Origin of the sequence: Microcoleus sp. LAD1_D5, from assembly GCF_036702115.1 — a bacterium.
Classification (GTDB): domain Bacteria; phylum Cyanobacteriota; class Cyanobacteriia; order Cyanobacteriales; family Microcoleaceae; genus Microcoleus.
In genome coordinates this window covers 1-20,968 of record NZ_JAUBSA010000011.1, presented here as the reverse complement: position 1 = coordinate 20,968, position 20,968 = coordinate 1, and the positions used below count along the sequence as shown (strand labels likewise).

At 45.4% G+C, this 20,968-nt stretch carries 17 protein-coding genes; 8 read left to right on the top strand and 9 right to left on the bottom strand.

The features are described 5' to 3' along the window. Nucleotides 1-82: 82 nt before the first annotated feature. Nucleotides 83-796, top strand: a complete 714-nt coding sequence (locus tag QUA70_RS07545; RefSeq protein WP_333346140.1) for a hypothetical protein — start codon at nucleotides 83-85, stop codon at nucleotides 794-796. Between the two features lie 48 nt (nucleotides 797-844). After that, entirely contained in the window at nucleotides 845-1,291 is a 447-nt protein-coding gene (locus tag QUA70_RS07540; RefSeq protein WP_333346143.1) for an NADAR family protein, read from the top strand. Between the two features lie 454 nt (nucleotides 1,292-1,745). Here the strand turns inward: QUA70_RS07540 and QUA70_RS07535 are convergent, their stop codons facing one another. Further along, the gene (locus QUA70_RS07535; protein WP_333346146.1) at nucleotides 1,746-2,450 is read right to left on the bottom strand and encodes a hypothetical protein; all 705 of its coding nucleotides are present in this window, start codon (nucleotides 2,448-2,450) and stop codon (nucleotides 1,746-1,748) included. A gap of 195 nt (nucleotides 2,451-2,645) precedes the next feature. Beyond that, complete coding sequence (locus QUA70_RS07530) at nucleotides 2,646-2,852, bottom strand: hypothetical protein (protein ID WP_333047250.1); 207 nt, start codon at nucleotides 2,850-2,852, stop codon at nucleotides 2,646-2,648. A gap of 427 nt (nucleotides 2,853-3,279) precedes the next feature. Between QUA70_RS07530 and QUA70_RS07525 the strand changes: the two genes are divergently transcribed. The 3 genes from QUA70_RS07525 (at nucleotide 3,280) to QUA70_RS07515 (ending at nucleotide 8,562) form a co-directional block, all read left to right on the top strand. Further along, nucleotides 3,280-6,231, top strand: coding sequence for a tetratricopeptide repeat protein (locus QUA70_RS07525; protein WP_333346148.1), 2,952 nt, complete (start codon nucleotides 3,280-3,282; stop codon nucleotides 6,229-6,231). 166 nt (nucleotides 6,232-6,397) lie between these two features. Beyond that, entirely contained in the window at nucleotides 6,398-7,093 is a 696-nt protein-coding gene (locus QUA70_RS07520) for a Uma2 family endonuclease (RefSeq protein WP_333346151.1), read from the top strand. 119 nt (nucleotides 7,094-7,212) lie between these two features. Continuing rightward, nucleotides 7,213-8,562, top strand: a complete 1,350-nt coding sequence (locus tag QUA70_RS07515) for a 16S rRNA (cytosine(967)-C(5))-methyltransferase (protein ID WP_333346154.1) — start codon at nucleotides 7,213-7,215, stop codon at nucleotides 8,560-8,562. Nucleotides 8,563-8,585: 23 nt separating this feature from the next. Here the strand turns inward: QUA70_RS07515 and QUA70_RS07510 are convergent, their stop codons facing one another. The 7 genes from QUA70_RS07510 to QUA70_RS07480 all read right to left on the bottom strand — a co-directional run bounded on the left by QUA70_RS07510 (nucleotide 8,586) and on the right by QUA70_RS07480 (nucleotide 16,737). Next, nucleotides 8,586-11,174: a penicillin-binding protein 1A gene (locus tag QUA70_RS07510; protein WP_333346156.1), complete on the bottom strand. Its 2,589-nt coding sequence runs from the start codon at nucleotides 11,172-11,174 to the stop codon at nucleotides 8,586-8,588. Nucleotides 11,175-11,413: 239 nt separating this feature from the next. Beyond that, a complete protein-coding gene (gene chlG, locus QUA70_RS07505; protein WP_333346158.1) occupies nucleotides 11,414-12,424 on the bottom strand; it encodes a chlorophyll synthase ChlG in 1,011 nt (336 codons plus the stop codon). Between the two features lie 290 nt (nucleotides 12,425-12,714). Next, nucleotides 12,715-13,197: a DUF29 domain-containing protein gene (locus tag QUA70_RS07500; protein ID WP_333346160.1), complete on the bottom strand. Its 483-nt coding sequence runs from the start codon at nucleotides 13,195-13,197 to the stop codon at nucleotides 12,715-12,717. A gap of 136 nt (nucleotides 13,198-13,333) precedes the next feature. Continuing rightward, nucleotides 13,334-14,038 (bottom strand): helix-hairpin-helix domain-containing protein, encoded by a 705-nt coding sequence (locus QUA70_RS07495; RefSeq protein ID WP_333346163.1) that lies wholly within the window; start codon nucleotides 14,036-14,038, stop codon nucleotides 13,334-13,336. A 98-nt stretch (nucleotides 14,039-14,136) separates the two neighbouring features. Continuing rightward, complete coding sequence (locus QUA70_RS07490; protein WP_333346166.1) at nucleotides 14,137-14,484, bottom strand: NINE protein; 348 nt, start codon at nucleotides 14,482-14,484, stop codon at nucleotides 14,137-14,139. A gap of 95 nt (nucleotides 14,485-14,579) precedes the next feature. Next, nucleotides 14,580-14,792 carry a hypothetical protein gene (locus tag QUA70_RS07485; protein ID WP_333346169.1) on the bottom strand — a complete coding sequence of 71 codons (213 nt, stop codon included), beginning with the start codon at nucleotides 14,790-14,792 and terminating at the stop codon, nucleotides 14,580-14,582. A gap of 352 nt (nucleotides 14,793-15,144) precedes the next feature. Further along, on the bottom strand, nucleotides 15,145-16,737 hold the full coding sequence (locus tag QUA70_RS07480; RefSeq protein ID WP_333346174.1) for a type II CAAX endopeptidase family protein: 1,593 nt from the start codon (nucleotides 16,735-16,737) through the stop codon (nucleotides 15,145-15,147). Between the two features lie 322 nt (nucleotides 16,738-17,059). On the opposite strand from QUA70_RS07480, the gene QUA70_RS07475 reads away from it, so the two are divergent. From QUA70_RS07475 to QUA70_RS07465, 3 genes are all read left to right on the top strand, one after another. Next, nucleotides 17,060-18,421, top strand: a complete 1,362-nt coding sequence (locus tag QUA70_RS07475) for a histidine phosphatase family protein (protein ID WP_333346177.1) — start codon at nucleotides 17,060-17,062, stop codon at nucleotides 18,419-18,421. Between the two features lie 208 nt (nucleotides 18,422-18,629). After that, nucleotides 18,630-19,946 (top strand): dihydroorotase, encoded by a 1,317-nt coding sequence (locus QUA70_RS07470; protein WP_333346179.1) that lies wholly within the window; start codon nucleotides 18,630-18,632, stop codon nucleotides 19,944-19,946. Between the two features lie 92 nt (nucleotides 19,947-20,038). Then, nucleotides 20,039-20,794 carry a 4'-phosphopantetheinyl transferase superfamily protein gene (locus tag QUA70_RS07465; RefSeq protein ID WP_333324646.1) on the top strand — a complete coding sequence of 252 codons (756 nt, stop codon included), beginning with the start codon at nucleotides 20,039-20,041 and terminating at the stop codon, nucleotides 20,792-20,794. The last annotated feature ends 174 nt before the right edge of the window (nucleotides 20,795-20,968 follow it).

Genomic DNA, 20,968 nt, shown 5'->3' with positions numbered 1-20,968 from the left:
GGGGCGGATTGCGCCGCTCTTGCGATTTGTAACTTTTTACTTTATAGTTTGATTTTGCTTGTTCTAGTTTATCAAAAACTTGATGAAGTTCATTATTTCTGTTTCGCCGAAGAGAGTGGCTTTCTCTCTCAGCATTTGGGTGCTCTTCTTTGCTGTTGCTGGTTGCATCGTACAAGTTCTGCGCTACGGTTTTAACTATCAAGAACGCTGGATTAGTTTGTTTAACTTAGACAGAGAAATAAATTATCCTTCGTGGTACTCGTCATTTACTTTGCTGTTTTGCGCGATTTTGCTAGGTATTATTGCTAGTGCTAAGAAGAAGCAGGGCGATCGGTATTTTGGGCACTGGAAAGCGCTGGGGTTCATCTTTGTATTTTTTTCTGTAGATGAAATCTTGAGTTTGCACGAAATATTAATTATTAACGACTTGCGAAAAGCACTGGATTTAGGGGGAATTTTTTACTTCATTTGGGTAATTCCGGGGGCGATTTTTGTTGCGGTTACTGCGCTGGCTTATCTCAAGTTTCTCCGGCACTTACCCCGAAAAACAAGGGATTTCTTTTTACTGGCCGGCAGTATATATGTCGGTGGAGCACTTGGCATGGAAATGGTTTGTGGCTATTATGCAGATGCAGTTGGCCAGCGAAACTTGATCTACGGTTTGATGGCTTCTGTTGAGGAAATTTTGGAAATGGTAGGGGTGATCGTATTTATCTATGCCCTGCTGTCTTACATCGGTTCCTATCTTGAAACTATTGATTTGCGGTTGAAGATAGTGGATAATCCACAGAGGTAAAACTGACGCTGAACCAAGATTATTAACGAAATTGAAATCGCAGACTTTATGGCTATCTACTTCTACACCACTGCCAGCGAATACGGCTGTTTTTCTAATTTTTCCAGTCATGGATTCGAGTTAGACGGAGAATATTGGCCAACTACTGAGCATTATTTTCAAGCACAAAAGTTTCCCAAAACGGCTCATTGTGACCAAATTCGCCACGCAAAAACACCGAAAGATGCCGCAAAAATGGGACGCGATCGCTCTCGTCCCCTCCGTAAAGATTGGGAAAAAGTAAAAGATGATATCATGCGAAAAGCCGTACTCCGCAAATTTGAAACTCATCCTGAAATTAGAGAAATTTTACTCGCTACTGGCGATGAGGAAATAGTCGAAAATTCCCCTGTTGATTACTATTGGGGTTGCGGTAAAGATGGCAGCGGCAAAAATATGTTGGGCCAGATTTTAATGGAAGTAAGGGAAATATTGCGAAAACGCACGTCAGAGTAAAACAGAACTTAAATTTTCTAAACTAAAGCAGGACTTATTTAATCCTAAGTCCTGCAATGCTCGTCAGCGAGCATTTCCTCAATTTTCTTAAACACTGAACTCAAAAATCGGTCTGAGCAACTGTCAAAACCTGTGTCAATCTCGTCGGGCTGTTCTAGTAGAGGGTTTAGCCTCTCCTCAGAGACTGCGAAGCAGGGGAAACGGTAAAAACCCTGCACCACTTTTTTTGTTTTAACAACTACTCTCAACCGGAATTAACTTTTATGGTCGCAAGTACAGCATTGTTAGCCAGTCGCCTCCCGGACACCGTTCCCCTAATGTTGGCGATTCACAGGTAAAACAGCAAAACACCTGTTCTGGTTAAAGTTTGTTTTTTATTTATGCTGTATCTTTACTATTGTGTACGATTTGTGGAAAGTGTCAGCACTCGTACAGAATTCTTTACATTTGTGATTTATTTGGATACAATCGCGCCACTCTGTCGCAGTTGCTGTTGACTTCTATTAAATTCTTTCTGTTCTGCGCTTAGCAAACTATTGTCGATCGGCGATCGCATATCCCACTGCAATTCGGACAATAACAACAAACAGCCCGCCATAATTATTCCTGTGGTTAGATATTGCCAAGGTGCAACAAAAGTTAATAAAGGGATGCTAAATAAATGAGTTAGTCCGATCGCGATAAAAGTGCGCGATCGCAAACCGAGTCCCGTCAACAAATAGCCGATCGCGCTCAACCCCAACCACAAATCGCAAAGGTGCAGCAACAAACCTCCCCAACCGGCAAAAATACTGCAATCGGTCAGAACCAAACCAGTTATCATCAAAATCGCCCAAGAGTAAAGAATCCAGCTAACACGCTCGACTCTTACCCAAAACAAAGTCAAAACAGCCATTACCGCAGTGCCAACTAAAGTCAAAGTTGACCACAGAATCGCCTGAAAGCTCCAACTGATGGGGAAAAACTGAGCGGTAAAAAAAATCCCCCCTGTCACCAAACCCCAAAGCAGAAAAGTTTGGTCGATGCGGGTATAAAGTCCTGAGAAAAGAGTAATATTTCCAATTTGCCAGCGGAGTTGCAACAGGCCTTCGCGGTCTTGTACGTCGAGATGTTCCTGTTTGCAGCGGATTAGGGGTTCGGAGGCGTTGAAAAAGGTCATCCAGTGTTGGGGAAAGTATGAAGTTTTGTGTATTGTAACAAGTCTTAAGGAATATTTTTTATATTTTTTATTGTTCCGAGGCTCTGCCTGGGGACGCAGATTTGGAGGCTCTGCCTGCCGCGAGTCTAAGACTTGCGAGGCAGAGCCTCTGGAACTCGGTTCCCACGCAGAGCCGGGGAACCAGGAAACCAGTGATTATTTGTGTTTTTTGTTCAGGGTTTTGGTCAACTGAGTAATCGAGTTGAGCAAAGTTTGGGAAAAGTAAGCCATTGCAATAATCACGGCTACTGCAACTCCTCCGTACATCAGTAAAGGCATGAAACCTCCAGTTTCAGGCGGTGTTGCCGAATCAGTTGGAGCCGTAGAAACCAGAATGAGTTGGTTGGTGCTAAAATCAGACATATAAACTCCTTGGTCTGTACAAAGACCATAAAAATGGGAACTTGACGAGCGTTTCTGGTGGCAGCCAGTCGCTCTGAAAAAAACAAGCGATCGAAAGCGTCTCTAGTTACAGCTAGGGGCGCTTGTTTGCTTGTTAAGGGCAGTCTAACACTGCTTTGAAAAATATACCACAAATATCCTGCCCAAACTAGGGCATATTTTTTTAAACATATGGTAAATTAAACGTATATGTTTTTATAACATATGGTAAATTAGACGTATAAATTCTAAAAGCCTTGTCTAACAAGCATTTTCTCCTTCCCGGCTCTGCCTGGGGACGCTGATCCGGCGGCTCTGCCTCCTGTTTTCCTCCGCAACCGACGAGGCAGAGCCTCTAGATATAGGTTCCCAGGCACAGCGGGGGAACCAGTTAAACCCAATAGATATTATGAAAAATACATTTATCTCTCGATTTACTCCTAGCTTGATGTCACCAGAAACCCTGGAAGCTATCTTAGTACAGCGTCACGCACTGGCAGAACATTTAGTAGAGCTAATTCGGGTGAGCGCCCTAACAGATAACAAGCATTTTCAACTACTAATAGGGCCGCGGGGTATTGGCAAAACGCACTTGGTTTCCCTGATTTATCATCGCGTTGCTAAGATGGAAGATTTGCAGGATAAATTGCTAATTGCGTGGCTGCAGGAAGAGGAATGGGGGATTGCGTCTTTTTTGGATTTATTGCGGGGAATATTCCGGGCAATTGCTAAAGAATATCCGGCAGCATATCAAGCTGAGTTACATGATGATGTTGAAAAGCTTTATGATTTGTCGCCGGAGCAAGCTGAATTTAAGGCCGCAGAATTGCTGAGAGACTTTGTTGGCAAGCGGGTGCTGTTGTTGATTGTCGAAAATTTAGAGGACGTATTTAGCGGGTTGGGGGATTTCGGCCAGAAGCAGTTGAGGGCGTATATTCAAAATTATTCATTTTTGACAATTTTGGCAACATCACAAAGCTTGTTTGATGGAGTCAAGCTCTCTAATAATCCTTTTTATGGTTTTTTTGATTTACATGAATTAGATGAGTTTAAGCTCGATGATGCTGTAGCTTTATTAAATCATATTGCCAAGTTAAAAGGGAATAGTGAATTAGCATCTTTTATTCAAAGTCCAACAGGGCGCGATCGCATTAAAGTTGTGCATTACCTTTCTGGTGGCAGTCCTCGCGTCTATATTGTTTTTTCGGCTTTTCTGATGACTCCTGAATCGCTAGATAAATTGGTAGAACCGTTCATGGAAATGCTGGATAGCCTCACGCCGTACTATCAGGATAAGATGAAATATCTTTCAAATCAGCAGCGAAAGATAGTTGACTTTTTGTGCGAGCGAGGTGGTGCTGCACCAGTAAAAGAAATTGCTAAACGCTGTTTTATTTCGCAGCGAACTGTATCTAGCCAACTTAAAGATTTGCGAGATAAGGGTTATGTCAAAATTGAAGAAATTGGACGGGAATCGTGGTATGAATGGCGGGAACCCTTGATGCGTTTTTGTCTGGAGGTAAAGAAGCAGCGAAATCAACCGATTCCATTAATTGTGGATTTTATTCGGGTTTGGTATACGCGGAAAGAATTGCAGCAGCGATTGGGATTGAGGATGGCGGATGTTGATTTGGCGGAGAAAGAAAGTCATTTTATGTATCGGCAAGGTTTGCAACCGATTCCACCTGATGCTGTGATGGAACGAGAATATTATACGCGGGCGCTTGAGGCTATTGAGAGAAATGAGGAAGACCCGCGTCTGAAGGCTTATTTTGATGAAATTGAAAATTGTATCGAACAGAAAGACTATGTTTCTGCTTTAGCATATGCGGAAAAATTGGTAACAAGTCGCGGCGAGGCAAAGGATTGGGTACAAAAGGAACGCTGCTTAAATAAACTGGAACGCTACGATGAAGCTTTGGAATGTTTAGACAAAGCTATTGAAATTGACTCCAATTATGCGATGGTTTGGGCGAATCGAGGCGATGTACTCGACAACCTCAAACGCTATGATGAAGCCTTAGTATCCTACGATAGGGCGATCAAACTTGACGAAAATGATCCGTGGCATTGGGCTAAGCGAGGTTATCTACTCAACAACCTCAAACACTATGAAGAAGCCTTAAAATCCTTTGATATGGCGATCGAACTTGACGAGAATGATCCGTGGGCTTGGGTTCAGCGAGGGGATGTACTCGACAACCTCCAACGCTATGAGGAAGCCTTAGAATCCTGTGATATGGCGATCGAACTTGACGAGAATGATCCGTGGGCTTGGGTTCAGCGAGGGAATATACTCGACAACCTCCAACGCTATGAGGAAGCCTTAGAATCCTGTGATATGGCGATCGAACTTGATGCCAATTATAAGTGGGCTTGGGCTACCAGAAGTAATGTACTCAACTACCTCGAACGCTATGAAGAAGCCTTAGAATCTTACGATAGGGCGATAGAGCTTGATGCCAATGATTCGCCTGTTTGGGTGTTACGAGGCAATGTACTCAAAAACCTCAAACGCTATGAAGAAGCCTTAGAATCTTACGATCGGGCGATCAAACTTGATGCCAATGATCGGTGGGCTTGGGCTTTCCGAGGCATTGTACTCAACAACTTAAAACGCTACGATGAAGCTTTAGTATCTTTTGATCGCGCGATCGAACTTGACCCCAATGATAAGTGGAATTGGGTTCAGCGAGGTCATGTACTCGACGACCTCAAACGCTATGAAGAAGCCTTAGTATATTACGATCGGGCGATCGAACTTGATGTCAATTATCAGTTGGCTTTGGTTTTACGAGGCAATGTACTCAAAAACCTCAAACGCTATGAAGAAGCTTTAATATCTTGCGACAAAGCGATCGAACTTGGTGATCAATCTTCATATGCCTTGTTCAACCGCGCTATTGCCCTTCTCGGATTAAATCATTGGGATGCAGGTATCGGCGCGTTATACGACGCATTCCAACGCCTAGAACCAGGCGAGGAAGCTTATGCAGAAGATGCCGATTTAATTATCCGCAACCTGTTCATCACCACGCACGATATACCGATATCTCAAACTCGCATCACCAGCCTGATTGCAGTTTACAAAAAATACGAATATCTCTCAGTTTTAGGACAGGGAATTGTGGGAAACCTCCCCCTGCTAATGTCAGAAATGGTAAGCGACAAAGCCGCACGCACTTGGTTAGAATTATGGCAAGAACTAACCAGCAAGGACGACGAATTCAAAATTCCCATCCGCCTGCTGAATGCGGCAGTCCGCTATAAGGAAACAAAGGGCGACAGACGAGTTTTGCTAGAACTTGCCATAGAAGAACGCAATTTATTAGAACCATTGGTGTCAACAAAACCCGAATAAGTAAAACAGGACTTACGCACTCCGACAAAGAAACCGGGTTTTTTACCTAATATGCCGATTGCAACGAAGTCTTTTCGTGAAAAACCCGGTTTCTGGGCCCCCTGCGTAAGTCCTATAAAATAGGTATAAAATAGAAATTGATGCTACTAGCAATGGAGTCATCCCCATGACAACAACAATTCCCACTCAAACTTTGCCAGAAATCATCTACCCAGACAGCGACGGAAAACCCATGTCTGACAATACCAAACAGTTCCAATTAATAGTAAAAATTCAAGGCGGAATAGATGCCTTATTCAAAGACAACGAAAATGTATTTGTAGCAGGTGATTTGCTGTGGTATCCCGTCGAAGGAGATAACAAAACTCGCCAAGCACCTGATACTATGGTAGTCTTTGGCAGACCCAAAGGTGACAGAGGTTCCTACCAACAGTGGCTTGAAGATAATATTGCGCCACAAGTTGTCTTTGAAATCATCTCCCCCGGCAACCGAATGACAGCAATGTTTAAGCTGTTTAAGTTCTACGATAATTATGGAGTCGAAGAATATTATGTCTACGATCCAGAGGATAATGAGTTAATAGGTTGGCTGCGAAGTGACGGACAACTCAACTATATTGAATCAATGGAGGGTTGGGTAAGTCCACGTTTGCAGACACGTTTTGAAACTGCATCGGGAGACTTGGAGATTTATCGTCCCGATGGACTAAAGTTTTTGTCTTATGTGGAGTTGTCAAGACAAATGGAACAAGAACGACAACAAATGGAACAAGAACGACAGGAGAAAGAGTTAGTACAGCAAAAAGCCGATCGCCTTTCAGAAAAACTCCGAGAAATGGGCATAAATCCAGAGGACATTTGAGATTATAATAGTCCTTCCTCGAATCACGGGCGATCGGAAAATGGGTTTTTCACCAAATCTGCGGGCTGTAACGCGTCTTATCGTAAAAAACCCGGTTTCTAAGTCTCAACATCTTAACTATGCAAAATCCCCGCCAAATAGCTTTTCTCGCACTCCGCGAAGTCCACCGCCGAGGTGCATTCGCAGACGCCGCACTCGATCGCGCTTTCAGCAATTCTCAACTCAACGACCTCGATCGGCGTTTAGTCACAGAATTAGTTTACGGTAGCGTCAGGAGAATGCGATCGATCGACTTCATCATCGACAAACTAGCAACAAAGAAATCCTCCCAACAACCGCCCGAACTCCGCACCATCTTACATTTAGGTTTATATCAACTCGAATATCTCAACCAGATTCCCCCCTCCGCCGCCGTCAACACCACCGTTCAACTAGCAAAAGAAAACGGATTTTCAGGACTCAGCAGTTTTGTCAACGGTTTGTTGCGCCAATACATCCGTTTAACAGATAACAACTTAAACCCATTAACAGTTACGAATTATAAATCAACCGTCGAACGCCTAGGAATTCTGCACAGCTTCCCCGAATGGCTGGTAAAATTGTGGATCGAACAAATAGGCGAAACCGAAACCGAACAACTCTGTGAATGGTTCAACCAATCCCCCACAATTGACCTGAGAATCAATCCTTTAAAAAGCTCGATCGCCCAAGTTGAAACCGCCTTCAAATCCCACAACATCTCAACTAGCAGAATCCCACACTTGCCACAAGCATTAAGACTAAATGGCAGCATCGGCGCAATTCAAAACCTCCCCGGATACAGCGAAGGTTGGTGGACAATTCAAGACAGCAGCGCTCAATTAGTCACCCATTTACTCGCGCCCCAGCCCGGGGAAACTATCATCGACGCCTGCGCCGCACCGGGGGGAAAAACCACCCACAGCGCCGAATTAATGCAGGATACAGGCACAATTTATGCCTGCGACAAAACCGCCAGCAGACTCAAAAAACTTAAAGAAAATGCAGACAGACTTCAGATGAAATCCATTAAAATTCATACCGGAGACAGTCGCCATTTCCCAGAGTTTGTTAACCTCGCAGACAGAGTTTTACTAGACGCACCTTGTTCTGGCCTCGGAACCCTCCACCGCCGCGCCGATGCCCGCTGGCATCACACGCCCGAAAACATTCAACAACAATCTCAACTGCAATCGGAATTGCTAGCAAATGCAGCGACATTTGTCAAGCCCAGCGGCGTATTAGTTTATGCAACTTGCACGATTCATCCCTTGGAAAATGAAACAGTTATTCGATCGTTCTTAGACAGCAATCCTCACTGGCAAATCGAACCGCCAACAATTGATTTACCCGTACAGCCATCACCCGAAGGATGGGTGAAAGTCTGGCCGCACACACATCACATGGACGGATTTTTTATGGTGAGGCTAAAGCAATTGAAAAAAAACTAAAACCCTTACTCCAAACCGAGAGTTTAATATCCAGGTTCTTGATAAGCAGGTTCTTGATAAGCAGGCTCTTGATAAGCAGGCTCTTGATAAGCAGGCTCTTGCCACTCGCGATACCGGGGTTGAGGATTGGGATTGTAAGGAACGATCGCACCATCCTCATTGACAATCATCCCCCGAATAATCCTCTTAGGCTCCACCGGTTTGGCCTTAATACTGCCCTTGCGGCCCTCCAACTCCGGCAACTTAGGAAACTTCTCAACGGGCATTCCCTTAACAGCTTGACTCATAAAATCGCGCCAATTGTAAGCCGCCGTACCGCTAGTTCCCCAGGTGGGATAATTGTCATCATTCCCTAGCCAAACCCCAGTCACCACCTGTGGAATGTAACCAATAAACCACAAATCCCTGACATTTTCCGAAGTACCGGTTTTGCCTGCTACAGCGCGATCGTTTAAAGCAGCAGGCCCTCCCGTACCGTCTTGCACAACGCCCTCCAACATCCAAGTAGTAATCGCAGCACTATCCTTATCCAAAACCCGCTTCGGTTTAAAATTAGCCTGATAAATCACATCTCCCCGCTGATTAATCACCCGCTTAATTCCGTGGGCTTCAATAAAATTCCCTTGCGCGGCTAAAGTACCGTAAGCATTGGTTAACTCCAGCAAGTTCACCTCCGAAGAACCCAAAGCTAGGGAATAAATCGGACTCAATTTCGACTTAATTCCCATATCGTTGGCTACTTTGATCGCCGGTTCAAAGCCCACATCCATCAACACCTTCACAGCTACGACATTCACCGAACGTGTCAAAGCATCCGAGATCGATCGCCAACCGCTAAATTTTTTGCCATAATTATTCGGTTGATAGCCGTCGATAATAATTGGTTCATCTTCGTAACCGTCATAGGGAGAAAAACCAGCCGCCATCGCCGCGGCATAAACCAACCCTTTAAACGTCGATCCGGGCTGTCGCAAAGCCTGCGTAGCGCGATTAAATTCACTTTCCTTAAAATTTCCACCTCCTACCAGGGCCTTAACTTCCCCAGTCTTAGTGTCCATAGAAACTAAAGCGGCCTGTTCAAAACCTTGACGGCGGCCATCAACTTCGATCGCATCTTTAACCACCTTTTCCGCTATTTTCTGCCACTTCAAATCCACCGTCGTCTCGACAGTCAAACCGCCAGCTTCCAAAGCATCCTCAGAAACATAGCGTGGCAATTCCTTCCGAATGTAACTAGCAAAATAAGGTGCGACTACTTTAAATCGCTTCGGCGGACTTGGTTTAACGGCGATAGGTTCCGCCATCGCCGCCATCGCCTCAGCCTCTGTAATTACATTCGCTTGCTGCATTTGTTGCAGCACAAGATTGCGGCGTTTCTTAGCAATATCGGGATTCACCAAAGGCGAATATTCGCTCGGTGCCGGCGGCAAACCCGCCAAAGTTGCCATCTCTGCCAAAGTTAATTTATCGACTGTTTTGCTAAAGAAAACCAAAGCTGCATCTGCCACTCCGTAGGCATCCGAACCCAAATAAACCAGATTTAAATATCTTTCTAAAACTTGGTCTTTACTCAACTCCCGCTCTATTTTCTGAGCTAAAAGAGCTTCCCGAACCTTCCGCCTAATACTTCTTTCCTGATTAAGAAAAACAACGCGAGCCAATTGTTGCGTAATTGTACTGCCGCCCTGCACTAAATCTCTCGCTATCAAATTAGAAACTATCGATCGCACAATACCTTGATAATCCACCCCGCGATGTTGGTAAAAACGGCGGTCTTCTATGGCAATAAAAGCTTTAACCAACAGTTCGGGAATTTCTTTAAGTTTCAGTTTATCTCTAGTTGCAGGCCCCGACTGCAACAAAATCGTATTATCTGCCGCCTTAATTGTCAGCGTTCCGTCGCGGTTAAAGGCTGACAAATCGTTAACATCCGGCAAGCCTTTGTCTAAGGTGTACAAAATCCATAAACCGTAGATTAAAGCGCCCCCGCCTATACTGGCAACACCTAAACTTATCCAAAATCTAGGGCGGCGGGAGATCCGTTTTTTAGTTTTTTCCTGCGGTGCGCTATTTTCCTGCGGTGTGCTAATTTCCTGCGGTGCGCTATTTTCCTGTAGTTCCGTATGTCTCTGCAGTTTGGTGTTCGGCGATTCGCTATTTTCCGGCAATTCGCTACTATCCGATTTTTGGGGTGATTTAGTTCCCAGCAAACTTAATCCCGGCCGCAACAATTCTTTTCCCTTGGTTTGCAAGCTGGTAACTTGAGGTTCAATTTCCAACCAAGCAATTAAGCGCTTCAACCCTTGCCAATTGCGATTGACTATTGGATATCGAGCGTATTCTGGCTCTAAATATTCTGACTCTAAATATTCTGACTCTAAATATTCTGACTCTTCTAGAGGTGCGGCATCTTCTGATACCACATACTCGGATCGCTCATCCCTTGTCCGTGTATAAAATTCCGCCTCGGATTCCGGCGAGTTGAGCTTATTGCCCTTCGCAGCCTTCGGCGGTTCTCGATCGGAATTACCGCTTATTGCGTTAGTGACTTTGCTCAATGTATCTTTGATATTTGAGAAAAATTCTGCCACGTTCAGACCTTCAAACCTCATCAAGTCCGATTAAAAATTAAAATTTAAAAAAGCTAGCTTTCTTAAATTCTTAATTTTTAATTCAACATTTGTTCTTGAATAACACGCTGCCTTGAATTAGGTTTTTTGAATTAAAAACTTTTTAATTCACCACTCAAAATTCAAAACTTTTCTTAACGTTGCAGAGCTTGGTATTTTTTTGAGAAGTGAATTAGATTTTTTGAATTCAAAATTTTTTAACTCAAACCTCAAAACTCTGCTTAAGTCGCATGACCCAGTGCCAAGGCTGCTACCAGCATACCCAAAACCAGGAAAGGCTGAGCACTTGCCTGATATTTAACATCATTTTCCAGGGGATTACGCAAAAAGTACATATCCTGAAAAGTAATTTGGGGAATTATCAGCAGCAGCAGAATGACAGCGTAAAGGTTTTGGTGGATGCTGATCAGGTAGCCTGCAATCCCAGCTTGAAAGATGTCGATCATCAACACGCAAATCCAAGCTGCAGTGCTGATGCCAAACATCACTGGCAAAGATTTTAACCCTAATTGCCGATCGCCCTCAACACTTTTGAAATCATTGACGATCGCAATTCCCAGCCCTGCCAAACTGTAAAACAGGGTCAAAATCATAATGGTCGGATCTAGTGTACCAAACAAAGCTTGACCCGCCCACCAAGGCAGGGCAATGTAACTAGCACCCAGGGCATAATTTCCCAACCAGCCATTCTGCTTGAGTTTCAGCGGGGGCGCAGAGTAGATATAAGCTAGAAACGCGCCACCGAGAGTCAAAACAGTAATTATCGGGAATTCATGACCCGCCCACAAGTCTAGAGCATAAGCCACCCCAATGCCAGCGGCTAATAATACCAAAATTTGCGTTACTACTTGGGGAATCGAGATAATCCCGGAGGGAATTGGACGGTAGGGCTCGTTAATGGCGTCGATGTCGCGATCGTAAAAATCGTTCAAAGTTTGAGTGTACCCGGTCAACAACGGCCCTGACATCAACATACAAGCTGCTGCGATCAAGAAATTCTCTAGGTTCCAAACATAGTTTCCAGAAGACGCAGCCCCGCACACCACGCCCCAAATTAAGGGAATCCAGGTAATCGGTTTCATCAATTGCAAGCGAATCTTCCAGATGGAAGTTTCCCCGCTAGCGGCCCCTTTCATGCCCAACAGTTGCCTAGTTTTGGCACTGCGGTTTTCGGTAGCAGCACTTTCCGGTGCAGCTTCTGGGGAGATTTGGGATGGAGGAGAGTCAGACATAATTTGATGTTAGCGGTACTGCTACTATTGTGTCGTTTTGCATTTCAATAATAATTCAGATAGCTTACCACTGATATTTAAGGTAGATTCTTGAAAACTTACTCTGGCTTGGAGTTGATGCTAGGGAAAAGTAGGAGTTTCACAATATTTAAATATCATTATTTTGTGTAAATGTCAAGAGGATAAATACTTTTTTTTATAATTTCGCTGAGCCCGCCTTCTGGGGGAGATTTTTGCCAGCAGGTGCATTTAATGTCAATTACCAGGAGGCGATCGAGTTTTTTGCCATACTACCCTTGAATTATCTCATCTGGCAGAAAATCTGGCAAAAATTCCGAATCTAGAACCTCGACAGCACTGTAGATACATAATTTCGGAAACGTCTCTACAAGCAATCCAGTTTCAGCACTTGCTTGTTCTGCTGCATCCGCATAGCATTCAGCCAGTACCTCTTCAAGATATGGTTTGAGACTGGGGGAATCTTTCAGAGCTTTGCGAATGCGTCTGCGATGTTCGACAATGCTGCCTTTCCAACTACCGCTTCTTTGATCCGGTTGAAATTGCCACTTGAGCAAGTGCAGGAGAATTACCACCAGATTACTCTCTAAACTCCGGCGTTCACTTCGCCCCATGTCTTCTATTTCTGCAATCAGATTTTCCCAGTCGATGTTTGAATAGTCGCGAACCCGCAACTTTTCCACAGTGGTTTCCATCCATCTCAGGTAATCTGTATCATACAATTTTTGTCGTTCAACTTCTAATTTTGTTGTCATAATATTTTTTAGTTGGGCGGGGGCGGGTTTACGAGATGATTGGTTTTAGGCAATTATTGTTGGTCAAACCCGCCCCTACAAGGTCCGATCGCATATTATTGTTTTTTTTTCTTGGGACTTACTTAACAACTGCAAATTAACAAATATGGCGGTATGAATCAAAAGGCAGTCCCGTCCGCCGCTTGACTTCGACAACTGATTTGTAAGCGCCTTTTCTCTGCCTTTCTCTAACTATTTTTTCCGCAACAGCCCGATCTAAACCACTGGCGATTAACTCTTCCGGCGAAAGAATATTTAACCGTTTCCAAGTAAACTGCAATTCTTTTTGATAATTGTAGCTGAAGCAAATCATCGGGGCGATTCGTCTGACGTGACTTTCGGGAACTCCGGCTATTTCTGATAACTCTTCGGCGTGGGTAAAAATGTAGCCTTCGTTTTGCAAAGATTCAATATCGTTGGCGTAGACGATCGGCAAACCCAAGATTCTGACCATATCGTCTTTGGTACACTCATTAATATCTATTTTGCCGCGCACGCTTGCCAGTTCTTCGGCATTCGTGGCACTCGCCGGAACCAGTAAGCCTCTAGGTGCGGTTTTGATGAGATAGCGCTTTTTCAAACTAAAAGCAGTAACAATTTGAGCGACCCAAACGATCGTACCCAAATTAGTTGAAGAAGATACCGCTAGTGCTGCTAAAGTAATGGCAACACCCCATCCCATCCAACTGCGAATATTTGACTTTTGACCTGCATAGGCGATCGCCAATCCGCCGAAGTAGGGAATAAAAGCATACCACACCCAGTTGGGAGTTTGACGCAGCCAGTATAAATCTTGAGACACTTTAATTTTATCCTTAAATAGCTGTGATCTCACACTTATTTCAATCCCACTTTTTTAATAGTGGGCTTTCTTCTTCCTTCTTTTTTCTTCCTTCTTAATTACAATTCTCGCAGCAATTTTTGGCGTTTTTCTTCATATTCTTCCGCCGTAATTGCGCCCATATCGTAAAGTTTTTTTAATTCTCCGATCGCCCCTGTTACATCTTTTGCCGCTCTGAGGGCATACCCAGACGGCAAAGTTCCGCCATTGTACTGTACCTGAAAAGCTTGTTCCGATATCAGCAGCAGGCCGATAAAATCGAAAAATGCGATCAGTGACGGAATTAATGTCCACGAAAAGATCAAATACAATACTCCTGCTATGTTGTTGCCCAAATAAAATTTGTGAACTCCGAAACCTCCAACAAAGAAAGCTAACACAACTGCTACGGTTTTATCTTTTACCATTTTTACTTTCCCCAGTTTTTTTATTTTAACTTCCGCGATCGACCTTTAACTCTCGACCTTTAACGATCGACCTAAGTAATCTTACTAATTTTTACTCATTTATTTGGGTTTTTGCGAAACTTAGACATCGCCAAATACAGCAGAACTATACCGACTTGAGCTTGTAGAATCACCAAGTAGCCTCTCAAGAAATAATTGAGTTCGCTGCCTGAATTGAGAGAAAATATTAAAAGGCCCAAGGCTGCGTAGGGTGCGAAACGCATCCAACTCGGCGTTCCCTCTAAGTTGCGGCTGTTCAAATTGCTCATGGGTTTAAGCCTCATCCTAAATTAAAACTTAGCTATAAATTAGCCGGATTGTCAACTTCCGTTTGGTGCGATCGCCCGGGTAAGTCTCTCAATCATCAGCCGACAAGATATTACTTCCATGTTAAACCCTGTTTTTCCGCTAAAGTAAGGAACCGGGGCGGGTCGATCTGGATCGGTGGCTGATATTACAGATTAGGGTGAACCCGCCCCTAATGAAATTCCAGTTATTTTACCGGACTAGATATCAGGGGCGCACCGAGCAGCCTACTGCTATTTATGGCAAGAGTCGATCGCCCTGACGATCGCTGTCAAAAAAAACCGATTAATTCACAATTATTAACAACCGTCCGAATTAACTCGCGCCGCCGCCCAAAAGAAACAGACTCAGGAGAGTACCGCTGTTCCAAAGACTGTGGAGAAGCATAGGAGCAAGGAGATTGCGCGATCGCGTGTACACAAACCCCAAAACCGCACCCAAAGTCGCCAAAGGCAGAATCTCAGAGACACTCAAGTGAGCCACGGCAAACAAGAAAGCAGAAGCGGCGATCGCCCCCCAAACAGGCAAATAGCGAGTCAAAGAAGGCAGCAGAAAGCCCCGAAACACGATTTCCTCAAAAACCGGAGCGGCGATCGCAGCAGTGCCGAAAAACACCGCCAAAGCCACGTTATCCCTACCTTCGAGAACGATCGGCAAAATCGGATTACTGCCACCTTGTCCTTGCCAAAATTGCTGATTAATCAGCGACACTAAAACGACCAAAGGCAAAGCAACAAAATAGCCGCCAAAACCCCACAAAAACCAACTTCCCCGCCAATTAATCCGAAACCAACCTTCCGGCAAAGGCAAAAAAGACTTGACCGAAAAATACAGTACCGAAAGCCCCCCCCCCGACAGCAACAAATAAGTAGCAAAGATATAAAAAGCCTTGTCGCGCGGGTCAAAAGTAGCTGGATTGAGTTTTAAAACAGCCAGAGAAACAGGCAGCAACAAATAGGGAATCAAGATTTGCCCGACAAAGAAAAAGCCGACCACAAGCACCTGCCAAACAATCTCACCGTCCCAAGGCACATCCCAAGTCAAGCTCGCATTTCGCGCCAACACCGGGCCGGAACCTGCTGTATCTAACTGCTTCCGCTGCAACAACCACTGCACGGTCAAACCAACCAGCAAAACCGTGCCAATACAAAGCGAAATAGCCGGAACGCCAACTATAATTGCCAACTTTTCTACAGCTTGCTGGGCCGTTACTTGTTCTGCTGCTTGCAGCGCCGCCAGCTCTTTAGAACGTTCTTGCAGCTTGTAAAGTTGAGCGAGAGCGCGATAGCGAAACCAGCCATCCAAAGACTTTTGAATGCGCGGCTCGGCATCTGGCAGCAGTTGAGCCGGATTGCTCCAAATTCCCGTTAAAACTTGAGCAGTTACCACCGAAGCATCGTCATCAATTTTAGTTTGGTAGCGCTCAACTAAATTTTTCCAAGTTTGGAGAGCCGCCTCAGTTTTGCCACTGCTTGCCTGCAAAATTCCCAATCGCAAGTCAAGTTCGTTTAGCAGCACTGACTGTTGATCGATAGACTCTGACAAAGCCTTGTTTTGAGCCAAATTCAGAGTATTATCATCAGACTTGGAGGCGATGGCAGACTGAATTTCTTTAAATTGTGATTGAGTTGTTTCAAGAGTTTTGCGAGTCGAGTCTCGCGCTTCTTGATATTGCGTCAAAGCCGTATTTAAAGGATCTGCACCGACAATATTGTTGCGCGCCGAACTTAAATTAGCACTCTGATTATTTTCTCCCTGCCACTCCGAGGCGTGCAGCAGCAAATTTGTCTGGTAGAGTTCCAGCCGACTTTGAATTTGCGGCTGATTCCAACTAGCAAGTAAAGATAAACCGACCAGGGCGATCGCGATCGCCGTTAAAATACCTAAAATCACCCGCTTCAGTGTCATTCCTGCTTTTCCGTCCCGCGCGAATCCGTGGCTAAATCTTTTCCGTCTTTAATCATAGGTCGTTGAAGACGAGAGTATCCCGACAACTGGTAAAATTTCACTGGCTCATCTTTTTGACTCTCCTCAACAAGACTTACGCCACAAATCCTCGCTCCGCCATGTATACGTAAGGTTCACACCTTAGCCCAACGGTGCTTATGGCGCACCCTACAGGAGTAGTGCGGCATAAGCACCCGCGATGTATGAGGTAATATCCGCACGGCGCAACCGCAGCGGGGTAGCAGGCTAAATCTAAAATCTAAAATCTAAAATCTAAAATCGAATGACTCGCATTATCTTAGTCCGTCACGGCAAAAGCACCTACAATCAAGAACGCCGCATCCAAGGCCGCCTCGATAAATCAATTTTGACAGAAGCAGGCCGCAACACCGCCCTGCAAGTAGGCGACACACTCAGCAGTATCGCCTTTGATGCCGCCTATACCAGTCCCCTGCAACGAGCCAAAGAAACAGCGGAAATCATCCTGTCGCGCTTGACAAATCCGCCACAACTCCACCCAACTGATAATTTGATGGAAATCGATTTGCCTCTGTGGGAAGGAATGCTGCGCCAAGATGCGATCGACAAATTCCCCGAAGCATATCAGCAGTGGCAAAGACAGCCAGACAAATTTTCCATGAAACTGCCATCTGCTGACGGAGAAATCGAACACTTTCCCGTATTGGCAATTTTTGCTAACGCCCGTCATTTTTGGCAAGAACTTTTATCGCGCCACCAAGACGGCACAATTCTAGTAATAGGTCACAACGGAATCAACCGCGCTCTCATCGCCACCGCCTCGGAAATTACCCCGGATTACTATCAATCAATTCAACAGTCAAATTGCGGAATTAGCGTCATTAATTTTGGAAGTTCCCCTGTTACTAACAACGAACTTGGAGAGCAAAAAAAGAAAGTTGCAGTTCAATTAGAGTCGGTGAATTTAACTTCCCATACCGGGGAAATTTTTCCCAAACCGAGGGACGGACACCAAGGCCCGCGATTGTTGCTGGTGCGTCACGGCGAAACCGACTGGAATAAAGCCGGTAAATTTCAAGGGCAAATTGACGTACCTCTCAACGATAACGGCCGCGAACAATCCCGGCGAGCAGCAGAATTTCTCAAGGATGTAAAATTAGATTTTGCGATCAGCAGTTCCATGCTGCGCCCGAAAGAAACTGCGGAAATTATTCTCCAATATCACGGCGGTTTACAACTGGAACTCCGGGATGAGTTGAGAGAAATCAGCCACGGACTTTGGGAAGGAAAGTTTGAATCAGAAATCGAACAATCCTATCCGGGTTTGCTAGAAGAATGGAAAACATCTCCTGAAAAAGTCCAAATGCCCGAAGGAGAGAATTTGCAGCAAGTTTGGCAGAGAGCGATCGCATCTTGGCGAGAAATTGTACATTCTGTTTCTGGTACTGGAATTGTCGTTGCTCACGATGCCATTAACAAAGCTATTCTCTGCCACCTATTCGGTTTAGAACCAGAACATTTCTGGAAATTCAAACAAGGAAACGGAGCCGTTAGCGTGATTGATTATCCCCACGGCCCCGATGGTTTGCCAGTATTACAAGCGATGAATGTGACAACTCATTTGAGCGGCGGCGTTTTTGACAAAACAGCCGCAGGAGCACTGTAATTAGTAAAGTGCTGGGGGCGAACCCGTAGCGGAAGGAATGCCCACCGCTACGCTTCGCCCGCCTGAAAAATGTTTGAATTTTGATAACAACCGCGCCCGACGCTTAGGAAGTTCTTAATTCCTGAAACTAATGCGGTGGATTGCTTCTTCCTTCTTCCTGACATCCGTTACATAATCCGTTGCCGAACTTCCTTCTTCCTTCTGCTATATGAGCCGCGAACTGCTACAAAATGTACGAGTGCTAGATCCAGTTTCAGGGAGCGATCGCATCGCTGATATTCTAATTACCGAAGGTAAGATCGAAGCCGTTGACAAAAAAATTACCGAGTTTCCCGCTGACACGGAAGTGCGAGATTGCCAGGGACTAATTTTGGGGCCAGGGTTAACTGATATCTACAGCCACAGCGGAGAACCGGGTTTTGAGGATCGAGAAACCCTGGAATCCTTGATGCACGCTGCGGCGGCTGGCGGTTTTACGCGGGTGGCGATTTTGCCGGATACCTCGCCGCCTATTGACAATTTGGCCGGTTTAGCATTGTTGCAGCAACATATCCGCAATTTGTCGCCCGGGGGGCCCCGCTTGTATTTTTGGGGCGCGCTGACAGCGGGCGTTAAAGGGCAGCAGATGGCTGAGTTGGGCGAGCTTGCCTCCCCTTCTGTGGTGGGTTTTGCGGACGGTTTGCCGCTGTCTAATCCGGCTCTGGTGAGGCGTTTGCTGGAGTATATTCAGCCTTTGGGCAAGTCGGTCGCTTTGTGGCCGTGCGATCGAACTTTGGCAGGAAATGGCGCGGTGAGAGAGGGTGCGGTGTCGGTGCGCTTGGGTTTACCAGGAATTCCGGCGAGTGCGGAAACTTCGGCTTTGGCGGCCATCCTGGAGTTGGTGGCATCTGCGGGCACAGGAGTGCACATTATGCGCGTTTCTACAGCGCGCAGCGTGGAATTGATTCGAGATGCGAAGGCGCGGGGTTTGCCGGTGACTGCGAGTGTTACTTGGATGCACTTGCTGTTGAATGTCGGGGCAATTTCAGGAAACTCGAAAAATTCCGGCGGCGGGAAAAATGCTCTGACTGCTTCGTTGCCCTACGATCCGAATTTACACCTAGAACCGCCGTTGGGCAATCTCAGCGACCAATTAGCGCTGATTCAAGCTGTGAAAGATGGGGTAATTGATGCGATCGCGATCGATCACAACCCGCATACTTATGAGGAGAAAACTGTGGCTTTTGCTGATAGTCCGCCTGGGGCGATCGGCTTGGAATTAGCTTTGCCTTTACTGTGGCACGGACTGGTAGAAACTGGTGAGTTTTCGGCTTTAGAACTGTGGCGAGTGTTGAGCGCAGGCCCTGCCGTTTGTATCGGGCAAACCCCCGCCACGGTTGCACCGGGAGTCTCTGCTGAGCTGATTTTATTCGACCCGGAAATGAGTTGGACTGTTGACGGGCAAAGTCTGAAGTCGCGATCGGCAAATACGCCTTGGTTGGGACAGCAATTAGCAGGAAAAGTTGTACAAACCTGGATTAATTGACCCTTGCGATTGAAATTCATGTGTTGTAGAACAGGCATCTTGCCTGTTTCTGGGAATGCTGGATGAGGTGACTCAGAAAAGAAGATAAATACATGATTGCTGCTTTTGATTCGTGGAATTCTCCACCCCAAGACTTGACATTGAATCTCGGCGAAATTCATGTTTGGCGAGTCTCTCTGGCTCAAACAGAATATTGCTTGCAGAGCTTACAAAAGACTCTCTCTAACGACGAGCTGACAAAAGCCGAGGGTTTTCGATTTCCAAAAGGTCGATCGCAATTTATTGTGAGTCGTGGCGCGCTGAGAGCGATTCTGAGTCGCTATCTCAACATAAATTCTCACATTTTGCGCTTTGACTACAATCCCTACGGCAAACCTTCTCTCATCGCAGCCCAAGGTGGAAATACCCTCCGTTTCAATTTGTCTCACTCAGGGAACATGGCTCTAATTGCTATTACCAAAAGTAGAGATATTGGTGTTGATATTGAAGCCATAAATACCAACTTTCCTTGCCTGGAAATTGCTGAAAAGTTTTTTTCACCCTTAGAACACTCTGTGTTGCTTTCGCTCCCAGAACATCTTCAACCCAGAGCTTTTTTTACCTGCTGGACTCGCAAAGAAGCCTATATCAAAGCAGTCGGTAAAGGACTTTCTATTCCTCTGAATCAGTTTGATGTCAGCCTCGCACCAGGAGAACCGGCAGCGCTGTTAAATGTTGAAGAAAACCCCGAAGAAGGATCGAGATGGTCTTTAATGGAATTAATTCCGAGTTCAGATATGGTGGCGGCTGTTGCGGTTGCAGGAGATTGCTCAAAAGTTTATTGTTGGCAGTGGACAGGGGAGTTTTGAGTTATACCCCTCGCCAAGGGTAAAAGATAACGGCAACGGTCACTACAATAGGTCTACGGGTTGAGCCTTCAAGCTCTTGCATTGCGAACTCTACATAGGGCTTGCTGAATAAGCCTAAAACCCTTACCTCAAAAGACTTTGACTCGCGTTCGGCGTTGACAACGTGTAAGACTA

What these genes read in the sequence shown, in the direction of transcription:
- QUA70_RS07545 (WP_333346140.1), top strand. Translation starts at nt 83, where the DNA reads ATGAAGTTCATTATTTCTGTTTCGCCGAAGAGAGTGGCTTTCTCTCTC.
- QUA70_RS07540 (WP_333346143.1), top strand. Translation starts at nt 845, where the DNA reads ATGGCTATCTACTTCTACACCACTGCCAGCGAATACGGCTGTTTTTCT.
- QUA70_RS07535 (WP_333346146.1), bottom strand. Translation starts at nt 2,450, where the DNA reads ATGACCTTTTTCAACGCCTCCGAACCCCTAATCCGCTGCAAACAGGAA.
- QUA70_RS07530 (WP_333047250.1), bottom strand. Translation starts at nt 2,852, where the DNA reads ATGTCTGATTTTAGCACCAACCAACTCATTCTGGTTTCTACGGCTCCA.
- QUA70_RS07525 (WP_333346148.1), top strand. Translation starts at nt 3,280, where the DNA reads ATGAAAAATACATTTATCTCTCGATTTACTCCTAGCTTGATGTCACCA.
- QUA70_RS07520 (WP_333346151.1), top strand. Translation starts at nt 6,398, where the DNA reads ATGACAACAACAATTCCCACTCAAACTTTGCCAGAAATCATCTACCCA.
- QUA70_RS07515 (WP_333346154.1), top strand. Translation starts at nt 7,213, where the DNA reads ATGCAAAATCCCCGCCAAATAGCTTTTCTCGCACTCCGCGAAGTCCAC.
- QUA70_RS07510 (WP_333346156.1), bottom strand. Translation starts at nt 11,174, where the DNA reads ATGAGGTTTGAAGGTCTGAACGTGGCAGAATTTTTCTCAAATATCAAA.
- chlG (WP_333346158.1), bottom strand. Translation starts at nt 12,424, where the DNA reads ATGTCTGACTCTCCTCCATCCCAAATCTCCCCAGAAGCTGCACCGGAA.
- QUA70_RS07500 (WP_333346160.1), bottom strand. Translation starts at nt 13,197, where the DNA reads ATGACAACAAAATTAGAAGTTGAACGACAAAAATTGTATGATACAGAT.
- QUA70_RS07490 (WP_333346166.1), bottom strand. Translation starts at nt 14,484, where the DNA reads ATGGTAAAAGATAAAACCGTAGCAGTTGTGTTAGCTTTCTTTGTTGGA.
- QUA70_RS07485 (WP_333346169.1), bottom strand. Translation starts at nt 14,792, where the DNA reads ATGAGCAATTTGAACAGCCGCAACTTAGAGGGAACGCCGAGTTGGATG.
- QUA70_RS07480 (WP_333346174.1), bottom strand. Translation starts at nt 16,737, where the DNA reads ATGACACTGAAGCGGGTGATTTTAGGTATTTTAACGGCGATCGCGATC.
- QUA70_RS07475 (WP_333346177.1), top strand. Translation starts at nt 17,060, where the DNA reads ATGACTCGCATTATCTTAGTCCGTCACGGCAAAAGCACCTACAATCAA.
- QUA70_RS07470 (WP_333346179.1), top strand. Translation starts at nt 18,630, where the DNA reads ATGAGCCGCGAACTGCTACAAAATGTACGAGTGCTAGATCCAGTTTCA.
- QUA70_RS07465 (WP_333324646.1), top strand. Translation starts at nt 20,039, where the DNA reads ATGATTGCTGCTTTTGATTCGTGGAATTCTCCACCCCAAGACTTGACA.